General features: G+C 47.9%; 8 protein-coding genes. 1 reads left to right on the top strand and 7 read right to left on the bottom strand.

Annotation, left to right across the window (positions count from 1 at the left end):
• The first annotated feature begins 80 nt into the window (after positions 1–80).
• Entirely contained in the window at positions 81–572 is a 492-nt protein-coding gene (locus DW036_RS02150; RefSeq protein ID WP_118460931.1) for a DUF456 domain-containing protein, read from the top strand.
• Here the strand turns inward: DW036_RS02150 and DW036_RS02145 are convergent.
• From DW036_RS02145 to DW036_RS02115, 7 genes are all read right to left on the bottom strand, one after another.
• Complete coding sequence (locus DW036_RS02145; RefSeq protein WP_118460929.1) at positions 556–3,723, bottom strand: DUF4450 domain-containing protein; 3,168 nt, start codon at positions 3,721–3,723, stop codon at positions 556–558. The two genes, DW036_RS02150 and DW036_RS02145, sit on opposite strands and share 17 nt — an antisense overlap.
• 113 nt (positions 3,724–3,836) lie before the next feature.
• Complete coding sequence (locus tag DW036_RS02140) at positions 3,837–5,954, bottom strand: hypothetical protein (RefSeq protein WP_118460927.1); 2,118 nt, start codon at positions 5,952–5,954, stop codon at positions 3,837–3,839.
• Between the two features lie 117 nt (positions 5,955–6,071).
• Positions 6,072–7,496: a pectate lyase gene (locus DW036_RS02135; protein ID WP_118460925.1), complete on the bottom strand. Its 1,425-nt coding sequence runs from the start codon at positions 7,494–7,496 to the stop codon at positions 6,072–6,074.
• Between the two features lie 21 nt (positions 7,497–7,517).
• On the bottom strand, positions 7,518–10,418 hold the full coding sequence (locus DW036_RS02130; RefSeq protein WP_118460923.1) for a glycoside hydrolase family 2 TIM barrel-domain containing protein: 2,901 nt from the start codon (positions 10,416–10,418) through the stop codon (positions 7,518–7,520).
• Positions 10,419–11,022: 604 nt separating this feature from the next.
• Positions 11,023–12,237, bottom strand: coding sequence for a PepSY domain-containing protein (locus DW036_RS02125; protein WP_118460921.1), 1,215 nt, complete (start codon positions 12,235–12,237; stop codon positions 11,023–11,025).
• Between the two features lie 93 nt (positions 12,238–12,330).
• Positions 12,331–13,728 (bottom strand): DUF4374 domain-containing protein, encoded by a 1,398-nt coding sequence (locus DW036_RS02120; RefSeq protein ID WP_118460919.1) that lies wholly within the window; start codon positions 13,726–13,728, stop codon positions 12,331–12,333.
• Between the two features lie 47 nt (positions 13,729–13,775).
• Complete coding sequence (locus DW036_RS02115; protein ID WP_233560245.1) at positions 13,776–16,073, bottom strand: TonB-dependent receptor; 2,298 nt, start codon at positions 16,071–16,073, stop codon at positions 13,776–13,778.
• Positions 16,074–16,497: the final 424 nt, after the last annotated feature.

Here is a 16,497-nt window from a genome sequence, read left to right as displayed (position 1 = left end):
TCTGATTCTCAATAAGAGTTAGACCTTTTTTGTTATATATCGGTTCACAAAAGACAACATTTTCCTAAATCTATATCAACATGGTTGACATTTTACTCATCACATTAGGCGGAATATGCCTTATCGTAGGCTTATTGGGCTGTGTCCTGCCTGTCATTCCCGGGCCGCCTATATCTTACATCGGTTTATTATTACTTCACATTACGGATAGAGCGCAATTTTCTACCACTCAGTTACTCGTGTGGTTGTTGCTGGTTGTGTTGGTACAAGTGCTGGATTACTTTACTCCTGCCATAGGAAGTAAATTTAGCGGTGGAACCAAATGGGGAAGTTGGGGATGTCTGATAGGTTCTATTGTCGGAATCGTGTTTTTCAGCCCGTGGGGAATTGTTTTAGGACCTTTCGGAGGAGCTTTCATCGGAGAACTTTTAGGAGAAAGAAGTGCCCGGGACGCCTTCAAATCGGGCATCGGGGCACTGATAGGTTTCTTGGTAGGAACCGTATTCAAAGTCGTGATATGCGGGTATTTCGTATGGTGCTTTGCCAAGGGATTACTTACCGTTGCAGCGTAATACTCATCAACCCGATTACCACATCATTGGAAAGAGTTTCGAGAACAAGATGGGAAAGCTTCTTATCGGGGTTCAAAGGCATTTCGAGCAACACAGCCGCTCCACCATCCAATTCACGGGAAGCACCCGGGAATCCCAACTCTTCACCGAAATTATTACTGATTTCGCCTGTTTTAAGTCGCAGGCGGTAGAGCGCCGGGGTATGGCGATTAAACGCCAAACCGTCTTCAAAGAAGATGTGCTCGATAGGAGGCCAGTTATCCGGATTGCGCAAGGACATTACATCACAGCTACCGTCTTTATAATAGACACGGATAACTCCGTTATCGATATGACACTGCATATGGTTCGTACTGCCCGCCATAAGCAAATAAGCACGGGAAGCTTTTCCTTTGAGAGGAATTTCCAGACTATCCGGATAATTGTCCCAAAGAGAAGTAAAAGCCACATTATAACCTTCAGCAGGAGTGCGGAAAGGTATGCCCAACTCGGTATTCAATATACCATTCTGAACAGAAGAACGAAGCCCGGCATCATTAATATCCACTGTATGCAAAGGATGACACCACTCCCCGATACCCTGTTTGGGTATTTGCAAAGTAGTATAAGGAGAACGGGGAGAAAGATATTCGTTACGGAAAATATCCGTCACAGATGAATTGAAACGGGTATCCATCACTACCGGCTCACATTTTGCAGAATGAACTTGGGTGAAAGTACTGGGTTCTATCAAACTTTGATTGGCTTCGGATTGAGGTCTGTCAACAGGGTACCACCATTTCATTTCATCCTGTTGCATAGGAGCAAAGCAGACAGGAGCCTCAGCATATGCAACATTGGCAGGAACTAATGCAGGAGAAGAAAGCTCTTCACCACCCCATTCAATACGTACATCCGTCTCTTCGCCGGAAGAGGCAGGCACCACAACAGACAACATTGGACGAGTGATGGATTTCTCAACCAACGTCCATGTGGCAGGTTTCCCATTGATTGTAAGTTTTGCCACCTTAGAACGTTGTGCCGGAAATTGAAGTTCCAGAGTACGGACAGCAGGCAAACGATGAGTTACTACATAAGAGGTAACTCCTTCCTTATCTCCCCGCTGAAAATCGAAATCAATATCCGGTGTATGCAGGGAGGCAGACGGCCATGCGGACGGTAAACCGGGTTTCACTAACAAACGTTCGTTCATTGCATCCGGCAGAATACCATAAAGACCTTGTATCAACACGCGGGAAGCAACACCGATAGGATCGCCGAAATCGCGGTAACACTCTCCACGGGCGGCATCATAGAAGCTGATCTGCCCAAAGTTGGCAGGACTTTCACCTAAATACATACCATCCAAAATAGAGCTTTTCAACAATTTGAAACCGGCATCGGTACGACCTGCCTGGAAATAAGCAAGGGCGGTATGCATCACTTCGGCAAAAGCTACATTATTGATACTCCAGGAATAAGGCAGCCAGTTGGTAGTGGAAATAGTAGCATACCCTTCATCTTTCAGGCCTTCGCCACGAACAGGAATATGAGGAATCTCACGGTCTACATAACTGGTGGCAAGATATGCTTGGAAAGGATCGGCAATATCGCTATCGAGTGCATGATAGATGGTCCACACCCCGGGAGCGGTATGCAGACGTTTATGTCCCATGAAATCCTGGAACTCAGCCCAATGTCCACGCTCGGGCATCCAAAGGCGGGCATTCAGTGCTTTCAATATCTTATCAGCTTCCTCACGGTAAGGCGTGGAATCTTCCCCTATTTTTTCGGCTATCAGAGCAGCAAGGCGGTTGGCCCGATAGTTATAAGCGGTACTGTGAGTTACGGCACCGCTGTTGTAGTAGAGGGCATCGCTTGCCCAGATACAGGCGTAGGCATCGTAAAGACCGTCATTATCAGGATCATAGTTGAGCTTCTCCCAGGCAAGATGACGAGTAAGTACAGGCCACATACGACGGGCATATTCCAAATCACCGGTCCAGTTAAGATGCCACAAGAGTTCATCTATATAGCAAAGATTCATGTCGTAATGATGCATCTGATCGTTACGACGCGGATTACGACAGATATATCCGTTACTGTACTGCGGTGTACCCCATTGCTTTACGGAACGAGCCAGGGCAAGGGCAGAATCCTGTGCAGAATGTGGTATCGTATTGGGTACCTCAGTCACTTGGCTGGCAGCATAGGCATCGAAATGCGTACGGGCGCGATCGTGCCACCCCAGGGCATCACCTGTATAAGCTGCACGCCAGCCGCTAAGGGGCATACGCCAACCAATAGCACCATGCAACCAGACCTCGCCATCCCAAATACCATCGGCAGCTACGGCAAGGGCACCACCCAAGGTATTGAAAAATGGATCGGGAGTTGTAATCCGAATGCGGGAAGCCAGTTCGGCACGGGCTCGCCCTGATTTATCATAGAGAGCAACACCTTCTTCAAAGGAAGGAATCACCAGGGAATAATCGCGGACAAGAATATAGATATTCTGTGGAGCAGTGTCCAGAGCTATATCCGTAATCTGCAATTGTCCGGGATGCTCCGGTGCATCGAAGCAACCGGGAGGGTCAGCCCCCATATCACCGTTACGGCTCAGTTTGTCAAGGCGGATTTCGCTCAGCAAAGAGCGTAAAGTAGCCCCCTGAGGCATATTGATGGGAGTTATCTTCCAGATAGCAGCATCTTCATCGGGCAAGGCGAGAGCGGAGATCTGCAGTTCTGCATTCTCACCCCAGGCAGGATGCGTCAGGCGATACGAACGGCGACCGGGAGTGTAGCGTGATTCACACCAGGCAGTAGAATCAAGAGCTACAGAACTGCCATCACTCAGCAGAAGACGGAAACTGATATTCTTACTATTACGCTTCTCATAAACAGCAAAAACGGGACGGTCGCTCGTCTCTAAACGGAAAGCTGTGTGGCTGCCATAGAGAGCTCGGGTATAACGGTTCTTACCGTTGACGCTTACAAAGTCTTCTCCATCCGGACGATATTGCAGGGTACGGGAGGCACCACGTTTATGATCGTTGAAAGAGGTGGACTCTATGCGATCGCCAGCACCTTGCGGTTTATTACCGGTGGTATACTGTGCGTAAGCGATGGCAGGCAACAGAGAGATAGCGGTATAGAGAAATATTCGTTTCATATAGGGTTATGAATTAAATGGGTACGCGTCGTCCGCGTATCTATTTATTTATTACTTTTCCGTTTTAAATTAATTCCACCAACGGAATACGCGATTTTTTAATGAGCAGACAGTTACGGCATCGGGCTCAGACCTTCCCAACGTACATCCCATGTTCCGTCCTGCGGGAAGCCCGGATTCTTCACTTGGCAACCATCCCAACCGGCACACATCAATGCTACGGCAGTCAGCAAGCCACCATTACCGGGCAAGTAACAGCGCAGACGCCCATCCTGATAATTATGTCCATTCAACAGGTAGGTATTAGTGCGTTTATCCATCAGCAAAGCGCCTACAGCCTTTTCGGGTTCGCCCAGACGGGTGGCATTCATTGCAGTCATCGGATAATCCCAACCCCAGGTTTTTCCCCAGTTCCAGTTGTCCCACACCCAGTGCAGGGTATTCTTCATATAGTCGTCGCGAATGAGCTTGTTCATCGGAAGAATACCTACGGAACCAAGCACGGCCATGTGGTCGCTGGTAAAACGAATATCTTTGTAAGTATCGACGGCATCTTCGGATGCCAGGTAGAGATGATCCTCGTTATAAGCAAGCGGGGAGAGTTTGTCTATCATTTCGTCCCATTCCAGATTGCGCTTTCCACCGGCACGCTCGCGCCACTTCTGGGCTGTCTGCATAGCAAAGTGCCAGTAAGAGAGTTCGAAAGGAGGGTTGATAGTGGTAGCTGCACGCAGTGTTTCCTGTGCAGGGATAGCACCTTTCAAGATGAAACGACCGTGGAATTCATCATAAGTTGCGAAAGCATACATGAACTCGGCAGTTTCCTGCACCAGTTTATTGTACTTCTGAATCACTTCGTCTGAAGGATTGGAACGGTAAACAAGCTCGGCCAGATAAATGAAATGCGGTTGTTGCCAGATCAGGAAAGAGCCTACATTGGAAGGTGCTTCCGTACCGCTGGGATCAGTCATCTTCATCCAGCGCACACCGGGGAAACCCTGGCGACGGGCTATTTCACGGGCAACGGGTTCTACGGTTTCATACCAACCCAGCGTACGGTCCAGCAGATCAGTATGTCCCCAAAGCGGTTGCCAGGCTTGATGCCACCAAATCATTTCGAGATGGAACTTACCGAACCAGGAATTATAGGTCAGACCAGTTTCCTGCGGAGGTACACTACCGGCAGACTGGATAGCGAGAAGATACTGGCTGAGTACCACACGACGTTCCAGCTCCCCGGCACGCGGATCGGTGCAATGTGAGAAATCGACAGCAGCGCCATTCGTCCAGAAGTTCGTCCAATAAGAGGCACTGGCAGCAGCAGTTTCTGTGAAGGCAGGCAAGACCTGATCTGCGGCAGGCTCCTCAGCAGTAAAGAGACAGGAGAACGCCAGCATATCTTCATCCGGAGTCAAGACGAAATAGTTCTTGGATTTCTCGGCCAGATTGGCTTTGCCTTCCCAACGCAGAGTTACATAATAAGTGGTTTCATCGAGCACACGCTTCAGCAGGGCACTTTGGGCATCCTGACGGACAATGGTTGTAGAATGTTTATCGTTCGCATCCCAATTGCATGCATCATCGGCATGTGCACCCGTGGGATACGGAAAGCGCAGATTGACACCGGCATGTGCACGACTGGTGACACTGGCGGAAATCATATCCTGATCGGGATGGCAGACTGTCTGTACATCAAAAACGTTACCATTCAGTGTGAAGTGGCTGGTGATTTCACCTTTCCACATATTCAGTGTTTGGCGGATATCAGTAATATCGGATGCTTTCACTCCGTCACCCAGTTCCAGACCGACAATACCCAGGTGCAAGCGGTGCGGATTGACGCGGAACCAGTCGGAAGCTTCTTTTTGCCGCCCCGCCTCCTTGAACTGGCAGGCGTAGAGTTCTTCGTGTCCACGGCCGAAGTCAAAGGCTTTCAGGGTTTCTTCAGACTTGTATCCCTGCGGATTGGCAAATGAATGCCAGCCCCACTGGCTCTGTGTACCCAAAGGCACACCTTTACTATACATAGACGGGAATGTTTGCAAACCGGTAGCATCTACCGTGAACGCAAATTCACCATTACCCACGCTGAGCGAAGCCAACGAATCGAACGAGGCTACTTGAGGATTGTTACGGGCCACCAATGCTTCACGGTCTATCGGAGCTTGTTTCTCCGAACCGCAAGCCGTCAGCACGAAAGCGGCGAAAAGGGAATAAAATACTTTTTTCATGGTATTCTTAATAACAGATAGTTAGATTAATAGTCGGGACAAAAATAGCAGTTCCCTGCGAACTGTGCTCTGTATGCTTTGGCATAAATGATAAGGTAAATGACATTTACTTTATTATCAGTCCTTCACAAGAGCATTGAGATAGACTTCGATATTCGTATATTTTCCATCCTGTGTGTAGGCAGCCGCATCCAAGGGATCATCCGGATTCAATCCGTGACGACGTTCCCAAGCATCGGGCATACCGTCACCATCGCTGTCGAGCGGTGCTTTGCCTGTTTTCAGTACGGGCCATCCTCCTACATCGTCCGGTGAATTGATGATGCCGTTGACACCGAATGTACCTATTCCTTTTTTCATCTGCCGCAGCACTTCCTTGTCATAGCTATCACGCTGAAAACTACAACCGACAGACTTCAGTACGCGACGGTAAGCCTGATCCGGCTCATCCTCCGAGATTGCCGCATAGGGAAACGGCTGCTCTACCAGACAAGTTGCAGTTTCCTCTCCCCTCTCCGGACGTGCTTCAAGTGATATGCCGGAATCCGGTGAAGCACTTTTCCGGTGAAGAATGTAAGGCTTCCCGGCACAATCACGTACTCCGATACGATTGTCACAGGTGACAGCCTGATCACCTGCCATCACATTACCTGCTACATAATAACGGCCTGTTCCATCCTCTGCCACATCGAGCAGACGATGATGCTGGGATGCCGGTCCCGGTTTATAGTAATTCTTCACCATATTGATTTCTCCATGATGACCGCCACCGTAGGCAGCTTTAAATCCCCAGTTGTAGACTACATTATTGCGATAGTCCACCCATTTAGTCCCGTCTACAGAAGAAAAACGGGGGTTACGGCTGGCATGGTTGGCCAGAAGGTTATGATGAAAAGTCGCTTTATAGCCACCCCAGATGCCACCGAAACCATGGCTCCCTTTGGTATGCACCGATGCATTCAGGCTATGGGCCACAAGACACCATTGCACGGTCAGGTTTTCTGTTTTGTAGATAGACAGGCATTCGTCGATGCTCCAACTGACGGAAAGGTGATCGAGAATCACATTCTTCTGCCCATACCGGCCACCCCCCAAGCCATCACTGTCCAACTGATGGCGGTCGCCGACACGTACACGAAGATAGCGGACGATGACCTGACTGGCATCTATGATGAGAGGATAATCTTTCAGACAAATACCCTGCCCCGGAGCAGATTGACCGGCAATGGTGATACTGTCGTTCTTAATACGCAGGTGGGACTTCAACTCGATGGTACCATCTACAGCAAAGGTTACGATACGAGCCCCTTCTGATTCTACAGCCTCACGAAGACTGCCCGGACCACTGTCATTCAGATTGGTTACGACAAAGACGCGCCCGCCACGTCCACCCCATGTATGCTTGCCATATCCCTCGGCACCGGGAAAGGCGATTGGTAGCGACGCTTCATCAGCGGATGCCATCGCACGAGACGTTAGTTGCGCATGCACACAACTAACTGCCGCCAGCAATATGCTGACGGCAATAATAATAGATTTCATAGATTATCGTATTTTGTTTACTTATCTAAAGTCGAACATCAGATTCAGCCGTAATCCTTCGTCTCCTTTCTTGATGCGGATAATTCCCGGCTGACTCTGTGGACCATGTTGGCTGATGGGCTTGAAACAACGGATACCCGGAATATCGAGCAAGAAAGAAATATCTCCCGCGGGGAAGTCGGGCATGGTATTGATGCCATCCTGGCGGCCGTGGGGTTCTTCGGGCGTGAATACCCGCAGGAAGATGCCATCACTGGCAGCATACACGGTGAAAGGAACCGTAGAACTTTGCAAGGTAGCCCAATAGAAGTTGGCATGATAGCCCTTGAATTCGGGGTACACAAGGCGGTCGGTACTTTCACCGGTGATGGTATTGTTATAATCTTTCTGCCAGATGCCATAGTTGGCACCGGGGATACGATTCTTCCAGACACGGTAGGGACCACGTCCCATCCAACGCATGCCGGAGCACTCGGATTCGGGATATGAGAAAGTGAGTCCGAGGTTCAGGACTTCGGTGTCGGTAAAGGCATCGTCGAAGCCACCGCCACCGGAAGCACGGTTCAACAACACGGCATCCATAGAGAGGAGACCGGCAGGGGTGAGATGCCAAACGATGGAGTCGGCAGCACCCCGATAGCGTGCACAAAGAACAGCATCACCATTTTCCGTACGGGCGGAGAGATTGGACAGGATCATCTTCATACCCACGGCAACGGGACCATCTTTCAGAGGAATAACCCGACTGTCGGCATTCCTTATTACGGAAGTGATAGTAGCGTCACTCTTCCGGAAAGAGACGGTAACGGCAGGAGAATGCAAAGTAATCAGAGTATCGGTTTCTTCAACACGGCAATTACCCGTGGCTGAAGTTTGTGAAGCGGACGAATGAGTATTTGCCTGCAGTTCACCTTGCAGATAATCTTTCGCATAATGTATCGGGAAGGTACGTGTACAGATGCTTTCGCCATCGGCTCCATAGGCTTCAAGTTCGAGGATATCCCCCTCAAAAAGTTTGGGAGCTGCGATTCGGGCGAATCCTGTCTCACCGGGAACCAACGAAGGAAGTTGTACCATTCCGCTATCTACTACCTGACGCCAACTTTGGGCACCTCCATCGGCTACAGATACCGGGTTACCCACAGCTTCACCTTGCAAAGGCGATGCACAATGGAGTACGCGCCAACGCATGGAACACTTGTCCAGGTTCGTAAACAGGAATCGGTTCGATACCCGGAAGTCACCACGGAACGAGGGGGTAATCATCAGAGGTTCCACATAGATAGGCGACCAGACTTCACGGACAGAATAGTAACTGCCCTCCTTTTCGCGATAGGGACCGAGGATACCATCCGGGGCATTGTAATCTTCACTATCCAGTGCACCTCCACGGTCGGAACGGCGTACAGCTTCGTCACTGTATGCCCACATGAAGCCTCCGGCGAAGAGAGGATGGGCGGTGTAGCGTGCCCAGAAGTCCTCCAGTCCGGCACCATGTCCCTGATCGTACTGGCCATGCATGAATTCGGCGGGCATGAAGACTTTATAGCCATTAGTAAAACGGGCCACTCCGGTGAGATAAGCAGGATAGTGGTGCGTATCGAGTTCATCGAAATCCGCCCAGGGGTGGATGACATGACGTTTTTGCGGGTCGTAAGTGCGGAACAGGCTATCAATTGCAGTATTCCATCCACCTTCGTTACCATTGCTCCAGAGCACGATACAGGGATGATTCACGTCACGCGTCAACATTTCACGGACAAGGCGGGTACCTGTAGGGGTATCATAAGCATCTTGCCAGCCAGCCAGCTCGTCGATGTAGAGCAAACCAAGAGAGTCGCAGGCATCCAGGAAATGTTCATCGGGGGGATAGTGAGAACGGACGGCGTTCATATTCATCTCCTTGATGAGCTTGACATCCTGTATGCTGAGTTCTTTATTCGTGGTTCGTCCGCCATCGGGGTGGAAGGTGTGGCGATTGATGCCCTTCATAACAAGCTTGGTACCGTTCAGGTAGAGTCCGTCGCGAGGGCGGAAATCAATAGTGCGGAAGCCGATGCGGGTATCCATGGAGTGAATGACGTTTCCTGCCTTACCGAGCAAGGAAACTGTAAGCCGGTAGAGTACAGGGGATTCAGGAGTCCACGGAGATATACCGTCGAAATGAGCAGTCAGCAACTGAACGGAATCTTTAGTAACTTTCACGGGACGGTGTCCGGCATCCTTGGCAGATATCGGTGCCACTTCCATAGAAAGACTTTCTTCTCCGGTGGTGCCTTGCAAATGTACTTCTACTTTTAGCTCTCCATCCGCACGGGCATCTACGGCGAGGCGTTCGATATGTGTAGCCGGCTTTGCTTCCAGCCATACAGGGCGATATATTCCACCAAAGAGCCACCAGTCCGCCTTGCGCTCGGCAGCGTTGATGGACTTGTTGTCAGAGTGCTTTTTTACACGAACTTCAATTTGATTGTTGCTTCCGAATTTCAGCAGATCGGTGACGTCATAAGAGAAGCGATAGAAACCTCCCTGATGTACGGGGCCTGCGGATTGACCATTGACGAAGACTTCGGTGTCAGTCATTACACCACCAAACCAGAGATGTACATTCTGTCCCTGCCAGTCGCGGGGAACACGGAAAGAGCGCTTATAAATACCTTCTTCCATCGAAGGATTCTTCACTCCGGGTTTCTTATACCAACGGCCATAGGTATATTCACCGAAGCCTTGCAGTTCCCATTGTGAAGGAACTTCTATTTTACTCCAGCGCCCGCTGTTGTTTCCTTCGGATACACGAAACTGCCAGGTCACGGTGTTACCCAACCCAGTGCCGGAAAGATATTGACGTTCTGTTTCCTGAGCTTGTACAATCCAAGCTGTCAGTAAGAAAAGGATAGTACCAAGAAAGTGCTTTCTACTCATAGTATTTGGCTTTATTATTCGATTTTACAAAGAAAGACATTCTCTGGCAAACAATAAATAAGCAGAATGATTTTCTGGCTGTACAAAATGACGGAGAGATAATCCCCGCTTCTTTCCACTTAGCTCTTTATATCACAAGAAGTCACTCATTCCGCTTCACTGCGAACAAAAAGCTATCAAAACTATCCTTTTCCCAACAGAACATTTTCCACAAACAGTTCAAATAGAATCCGATTGCATAATCCACGGAATATAAATGCAGCATTTTTGTATAAAGCAGGCCATATATGCAATACTTATGCAAGAAACTATAGATCTTTCACAAACGAACTATGGATCTAACGCAAACAATCTATGGATGGAACGCATCTGATCTATAGATGAAGAACAAACGATCCATGGATCGAACATAAACGGTCCATGGATGTGAAACAAACCATGTATTTTCAGTGGACAGACCATCTATTTTTCTTTTTTCAGAGTTGTACGTATTTCTGTATTCCACTTTCAATCAGCAATATGCTGATTTCCGTTCGTTTCTTTTCATTCTCCCCCTCCGTTGGACGGAAATATCGCATTCTCATTATGCATAAAAAGCAAAATGTCAAAACGCTTTCCGCTTTATCTTCTTACGTATCCAAAGGTAATATCCCGTTAACGGAAGACTTGCGCCTATCAATGCGGCAATGAAGGTCAGTATCCGCGTCAGTATGCCGCTCCAACTGCCCACATGCACGGAGTAAATCCAACCACGGATTTTACCGGAATTCTCCAAATCCTTGTATAGAGTCGTTTCGGTTATTTCACCGTTGCGGGGATTGAATTTATAGCGGTCGGTTGCCCGCTGATTGCCAAAGCGATTGAAAGCAACACTGGCGGAACCGTCGGAGATGCTGATTTGTTTGTAACCGGGATTTGCTTGGGCCAATTGTTCGTACACCTGTTCCCAATGTATATAAGGAGAACGCCTATGCACACCACGTCCTTCCGGTCTGCCACTTTCGCCCTCGGGTCTTTCACCCCTGTTTCCGGAACGTTCACCACGGCCTTCCCTACCCTCCGGTTTACCTCCTGACTTCCCGCCTTTCGCGGTAGCATTGGCTGCTGCATTTCCGTGCCCCATACTGGGCTGCACTTCCACGCCAAAGGTTTTATAAAAGCCTGTCCTATACCACTGAAAAGACCATGTCAGTCCCGTAAGAGCCATAGCCAACAGGAAGATAAGCGTATACATTCCGCCCGCCACATGCAAGTCGTACCAGAAGCGACGCCAACCTTTATTTGCTACAATCTTCAGGCTGTTCTTCAATGCCTTGCGCGTACGCGGCCACCAGACGACGACGCCTGATATCAGCACAAACACAAACATCAGCGTACTGGTGCCGACAATCATCTTGCCCCAGAAGATGCCGCCATCCTGCTTCATGCTGTCCAGCAACCAACGGTGCATCCGGAACATAAAGTTGAAAAAGGGTGCACGTTCATATTTGCCCGTAACCTCACCCGTATACTGGTCCACATACATAGATGCGCGACGGGGTTTGGAAAGCGTAACCTGATAGGCTCGTTCGGGATCAGACGAAACATTTACACCGGTCACTGATACGCTATCGGGCAAAGTTGCCGCCACTTTAGTCATCAGCTGTTCCATGGGTAACGGAGCAGCCTCAACCTTTTTCACAAAGTAGAGATCACGGTGGCAAAGCTCCATCACTTCTTTCTCGAAGACCAGTGCTGCGCCCGAAAAGCAGATCAACGTAATCAGTATCCCGAAAGGGATGGAAAGCCACAAGTGTATATTACGGAATATCTTTCTCATTATGTCATTTTATGAAGTTCGTAAAAAAGAGCCTGGCCGGCATATACCAGCAGGCTCTTTATCCCTAATTATAATTAATGAATGATCTTTCGCTTATTTAGTAGGTGTCAACCGGCCTACACCGCTGATTTGAGTAGCCTCAATGGTGACTCCCTTTGTTGCAGTGGCACTCGACGGATTAATCTTGTAAATGGCAGGATAACCCTCAGTTGTCGTTACAGTCAGATAAACATTGCCATTCTCGGTATAAGGCGCATTGCCGAAGCCGGAAATCAATTCAGTCTCAGGCAAGCCGGTTACATAAGTCAGCTTCTTGTCGCCCGCTTTGAAGATAGCCAGTTGATTGGCAGTAAAATCTTCTTCAGTCAAAGCACGGTCATACATCAACATCAGGAAGTAATCACCCGTAATGTGCCAGCAACGGAGGAAAGATTTTCCGCCACTCTGAGCTTCCAAGTCACAATAGTAATCATCAAAGTCTTCCGTACCGTTAGGAATACGTACTACACCGGCAGGCAGAGTGGTCTGCTGGCGCACGTCGTCCATTGTCTTGGCAAAACTGGGAGAGAAAACGTAGATATCACCATTGTCTGCTTCCCAGATAGTCTGGTAATATTGCGACTTGTTTCGTCCGCAGGCATAGCTGATTTTATCTGTACTGATAAGTTTCTTGCTGGTAAGAGTTTCATCATCAAAGATGGCTACCCAACATTCATTCGGATATTGCGTCCATTGCAATTCTCCTTTCTTGTAGCTGCTGCTGTTTGAGCCACCGTCTTCCGTCTTTATCAGGTCCTCATTGCCCGGCAACACCCACTCGCCATTATTGTACGCCGAACCATACTGGCTCAATCCCATCGGGACAGCTGCGCTATAAATCTTGTTACCGTGTTGCAGAATACCTGCCAGTGTCACAAACTCACCATTTCCCAGGAAGTTTTCCGAGAGGTAAGCCTTGTTCTGTGTATCATTCGTCTTATAAGTTTCGGCCGCTACATCCAGATAAGAGAGCAGGAACGTCTTAGGCAGATACCCGTTTTCATCGGCATAACCCGTATATCCGTCGCCCGTAGAAGACGTGATGATATATCCTTCGTAAATGCCATAGCTGGTGAAACGCTTCACTGCATACTCGCCCGAACGCGCCACCATTTCATAGTTTGAGTTCATCACGAATGAACGGGTGGTACCGGCATTACCCTGATTGTAGGTCAAACCATACAAGTATTTGTCTTTATAGAATATCCACTGCGAAGCTCCGTCATTCACAAGGCCATTATTTATGGCAGACACCGTACCTTTATCCAATGTTTCGGAAGTCAGCAAAACGTTTGTAGTATTTCCCGAAGCCGTAACGGAAGATGCTATTACATACTCTCCTCTGCCCTCGGTGCCATTACCCAGGCTCGGCTCATTGTCAGTACACGCTGTCAGCGCCAGTCCGGTCATTGCAGTTGCAAACAGTCCGGTCAAAAAGTTATTCTTCTTCATCTTGTTTTTTACCTTTAATTTAATCTCTATATATAATCCATGAATCTCTAATTACCAAAATACACACGCACCTTGCCGTAGAATGCCCGTCCGGGCTTCTGAAGGCTGAAGTTATCATACAGTTTCTCGTTTGTAAAGTTACGGCACTCAAACGACAGGTTGTAACGGCCACCGTGCAAGCTATAAGAAAGAGCCAGATTGTGCGAGAACTGGTTAGGCACCACATAATCATTCTTATTAGACCCGATGTTGGATGAATAATAAGTGAAACTGTGCAGATATTGGTTATCGTAGGACATTGTCAGTGTATTGCCCTTCTTTCCGAGGTTGCGCCAGTAGAATGTCACGTCCGAATCGGCAAACATATATGGCAGGTTGGGCATACGTTCTTTGTAGGCAAGGTTGGCCGCACTGCTGGAAATCGAAGTCTTCATATTGTCGCGCACATTCATTTGCGTAAAGTTTCCCCCGATGCTCAGCCATCTTCCGAAACCGTATCGGGCGGAAACGTTAAAGCCTTTTGTCAGCACCTTACCGTAATTTATATAAGTAGCAGCCGACTTACCTCCGCTCAGGTCGGCAATGTTACGCTGGATATAGTCCTTTGTATTGCGGTATATCAAACCACCTTCCACATATACGGAGTGACTGCCGAATGTCCGGGTGTAGCTGAGGTTAAGATTCAGGTTGTCACTGTTCTCCGGTTTGATACCGATATCTCCCATTTCCAAATCTTCATCACCGAACATCTCTTCAATAGTAGGCAAGCGATAGGCTTTCTCATAAGACAACTTCGCCTGCAGACCGGGTAATATGAAATAGGTACCCGCTGCACCATACCCCATGGAACTGACATCGCGGGTGGTGCGTACATACTCACTCTGATTACTGGATGTAGCCATCGGACCTCCCACAAACTGATGGTAGTATTTACCAAACACGGAGAAGTTCCAATTCTCAGATGGCATCAAACGATAGGACAGTCCGGAAATGTTCTTACGGGTTTCCTTGGCGATAGCTTCTTTCTGCTCTTCCTTGGCAAGCAGTGAAGTGTTGGAACGGTGAAAAGCATTCAAGACATGATTGAAAGTCAACATCTGTACCTTATCAATTCGATAATTCACAGTCAACGTACCGTTCCAGTTATTATTATCCGCCCGCGAATATTGGTAAGACTGTTCACCGGGGGAGTTCATCAGCGCTTTCTGCCCGTACCAGTTGTACTTATAGGAAGCAGTGTCCACATTGGTCGTTTCATTCTTATTATAATTAACGGTCAGTGCCATATCCAGCCCCTTAGTCAACAAGTCACGCTTGCTATATTCCAACGACGGCATCAGTGAATGACCTTTACGATGTTTCTGACCGTACACAATCTCCTGCCGCACACCTGTCTGTATATCTTTATACATATGCGAGTAGGTGAAGCCCAACAACAGTCGATCCGCCCATTCTTTATCCACAATGCCAATCTTTCCGATGATAGCTTCGTTATGGTACGTATCATTGAAACGTTTTACACGTACTTTCTTATCTCTGTCGATTCTACCGGTTTCGAAGTCCTCTACCGGAGCCTCTACATGATAGTCGTTATCCGAATAATTCTGGAAAGCATTGATTTCATACATAAACCCATTCTTGAAAGTTTGTCCGAAATTGACGTATGATTTATGTGTATTAAACGAACCATAAGAGTAGGATGCATCCAGGAACCAGCGACGGCGCTTCTTGTTAGTAACAATATTGATGACACCGCCAATAGCATCGGTACCGAACCCCACAGGCACTACCCCTTTATAAACCTCAATCCGGTCGGCAAAATTCACAGGAATATTATTCAGTCCGAAAGAGTTTCCCACTCCTTCCTGTGGTACACCGTCAATGAATATCTTAACGTGCTTCCCGCTGAATCCGTCCAGCATGAGCTGCATATCCGAACCTACGCCGCCCGATTCACGAAGTTTCATACCCGGTGCTTTGGTCAAAGCATCGCTCAGATTCTTCGTCGTATTCTGCAGTTCTTTCGTATCAACAGCCACTGCATTGAAGGCTGATCTTTTCAATCGGGTCACTCCTGTGGAAACGATGGTTACTTCATCCAATTGTTGTGTCTCGGGAGTAATCGTGAGATTCTGTTTCACTCGCTCTCCGGCAATCAGTTTCACTTGCTTCTCAACCGTTTTATAACCGATGGCAGACACGACCAATGTATAGTTACCAGCGGGCGCTTTTATATGATAGATACCTTCTTGATTGGTAGTTCCACCATAGCTCGTCCCCTTCAAGTAGACAGTCGCGAAATCAACGATTTCTTTTTCCGTAGATAATATCTTACCGGAGATCATAGCTCTGTCTTGTGAAAAGGCAGATAATGAGGAAATTAACAGAACAATAAGAACAAAGAGTTTTATTATATTTGCTTTCAATTTACAAAGAGTTTTATGCAGTTAATAAATCACCGCAAAGGTCTTTATAAAAGAAAAGCAAAACAATCGCTATATGCAGGTAAATATCTCACCGGAATATTTAATAGGAGTATACGCTACAATCGCTATTAATAGGTATATTGCATTTTTTACAAAGGGAATAACAGACACATTTGTTAGTTGCGACCTTCCATCGCCAGTTTTTAACTTACTCTATCAAATCATCCAGATAAACTTTAGCATTGATATAATTTATATCTAACGTATAATCAGATGCGTCCAAAGCATTTTTCGGATTCAGCCTGTAAGTCAATCATGTAGTTTATGCCGAAGGTGTCAATAT

This window comes from Bacteroides sp. AF39-11AC (assembly GCF_003474285.1).
Lineage (GTDB): Bacteria > Bacteroidota > Bacteroidia > Bacteroidales > Bacteroidaceae > Bacteroides.
This window is presented reverse-complemented; position numbering and strand designations above follow the sequence as displayed.

Coding starts and splice junctions, on each gene's coding strand:
- DW036_RS02150 (WP_118460931.1), top strand. CDS start 81: ATGGTTGACATTTTACTCATCACATTAGGCGGAATATGCCTTATCGTA.
- DW036_RS02120 (WP_118460919.1), bottom strand. CDS start 13,728: ATGAAGAAGAATAACTTTTTGACCGGACTGTTTGCAACTGCAATGACC.
- DW036_RS02125 (WP_118460921.1), bottom strand. CDS start 12,237: ATGAGAAAGATATTCCGTAATATACACTTGTGGCTTTCCATCCCTTTC.
- DW036_RS02115 (WP_233560245.1), bottom strand. CDS start 16,073: ATGATCTCCGGTAAGATATTATCTACGGAAAAAGAAATCGTTGATTTC.
- DW036_RS02145 (WP_118460929.1), bottom strand. CDS start 3,723: ATGAAACGAATATTTCTCTATACCGCTATCTCTCTGTTGCCTGCCATC.
- DW036_RS02140 (WP_118460927.1), bottom strand. CDS start 5,954: ATGAAAAAAGTATTTTATTCCCTTTTCGCCGCTTTCGTGCTGACGGCT.
- DW036_RS02130 (WP_118460923.1), bottom strand. CDS start 10,418: ATGAGTAGAAAGCACTTTCTTGGTACTATCCTTTTCTTACTGACAGCT.
- DW036_RS02135 (WP_118460925.1), bottom strand. CDS start 7,496: ATGAAATCTATTATTATTGCCGTCAGCATATTGCTGGCGGCAGTTAGT.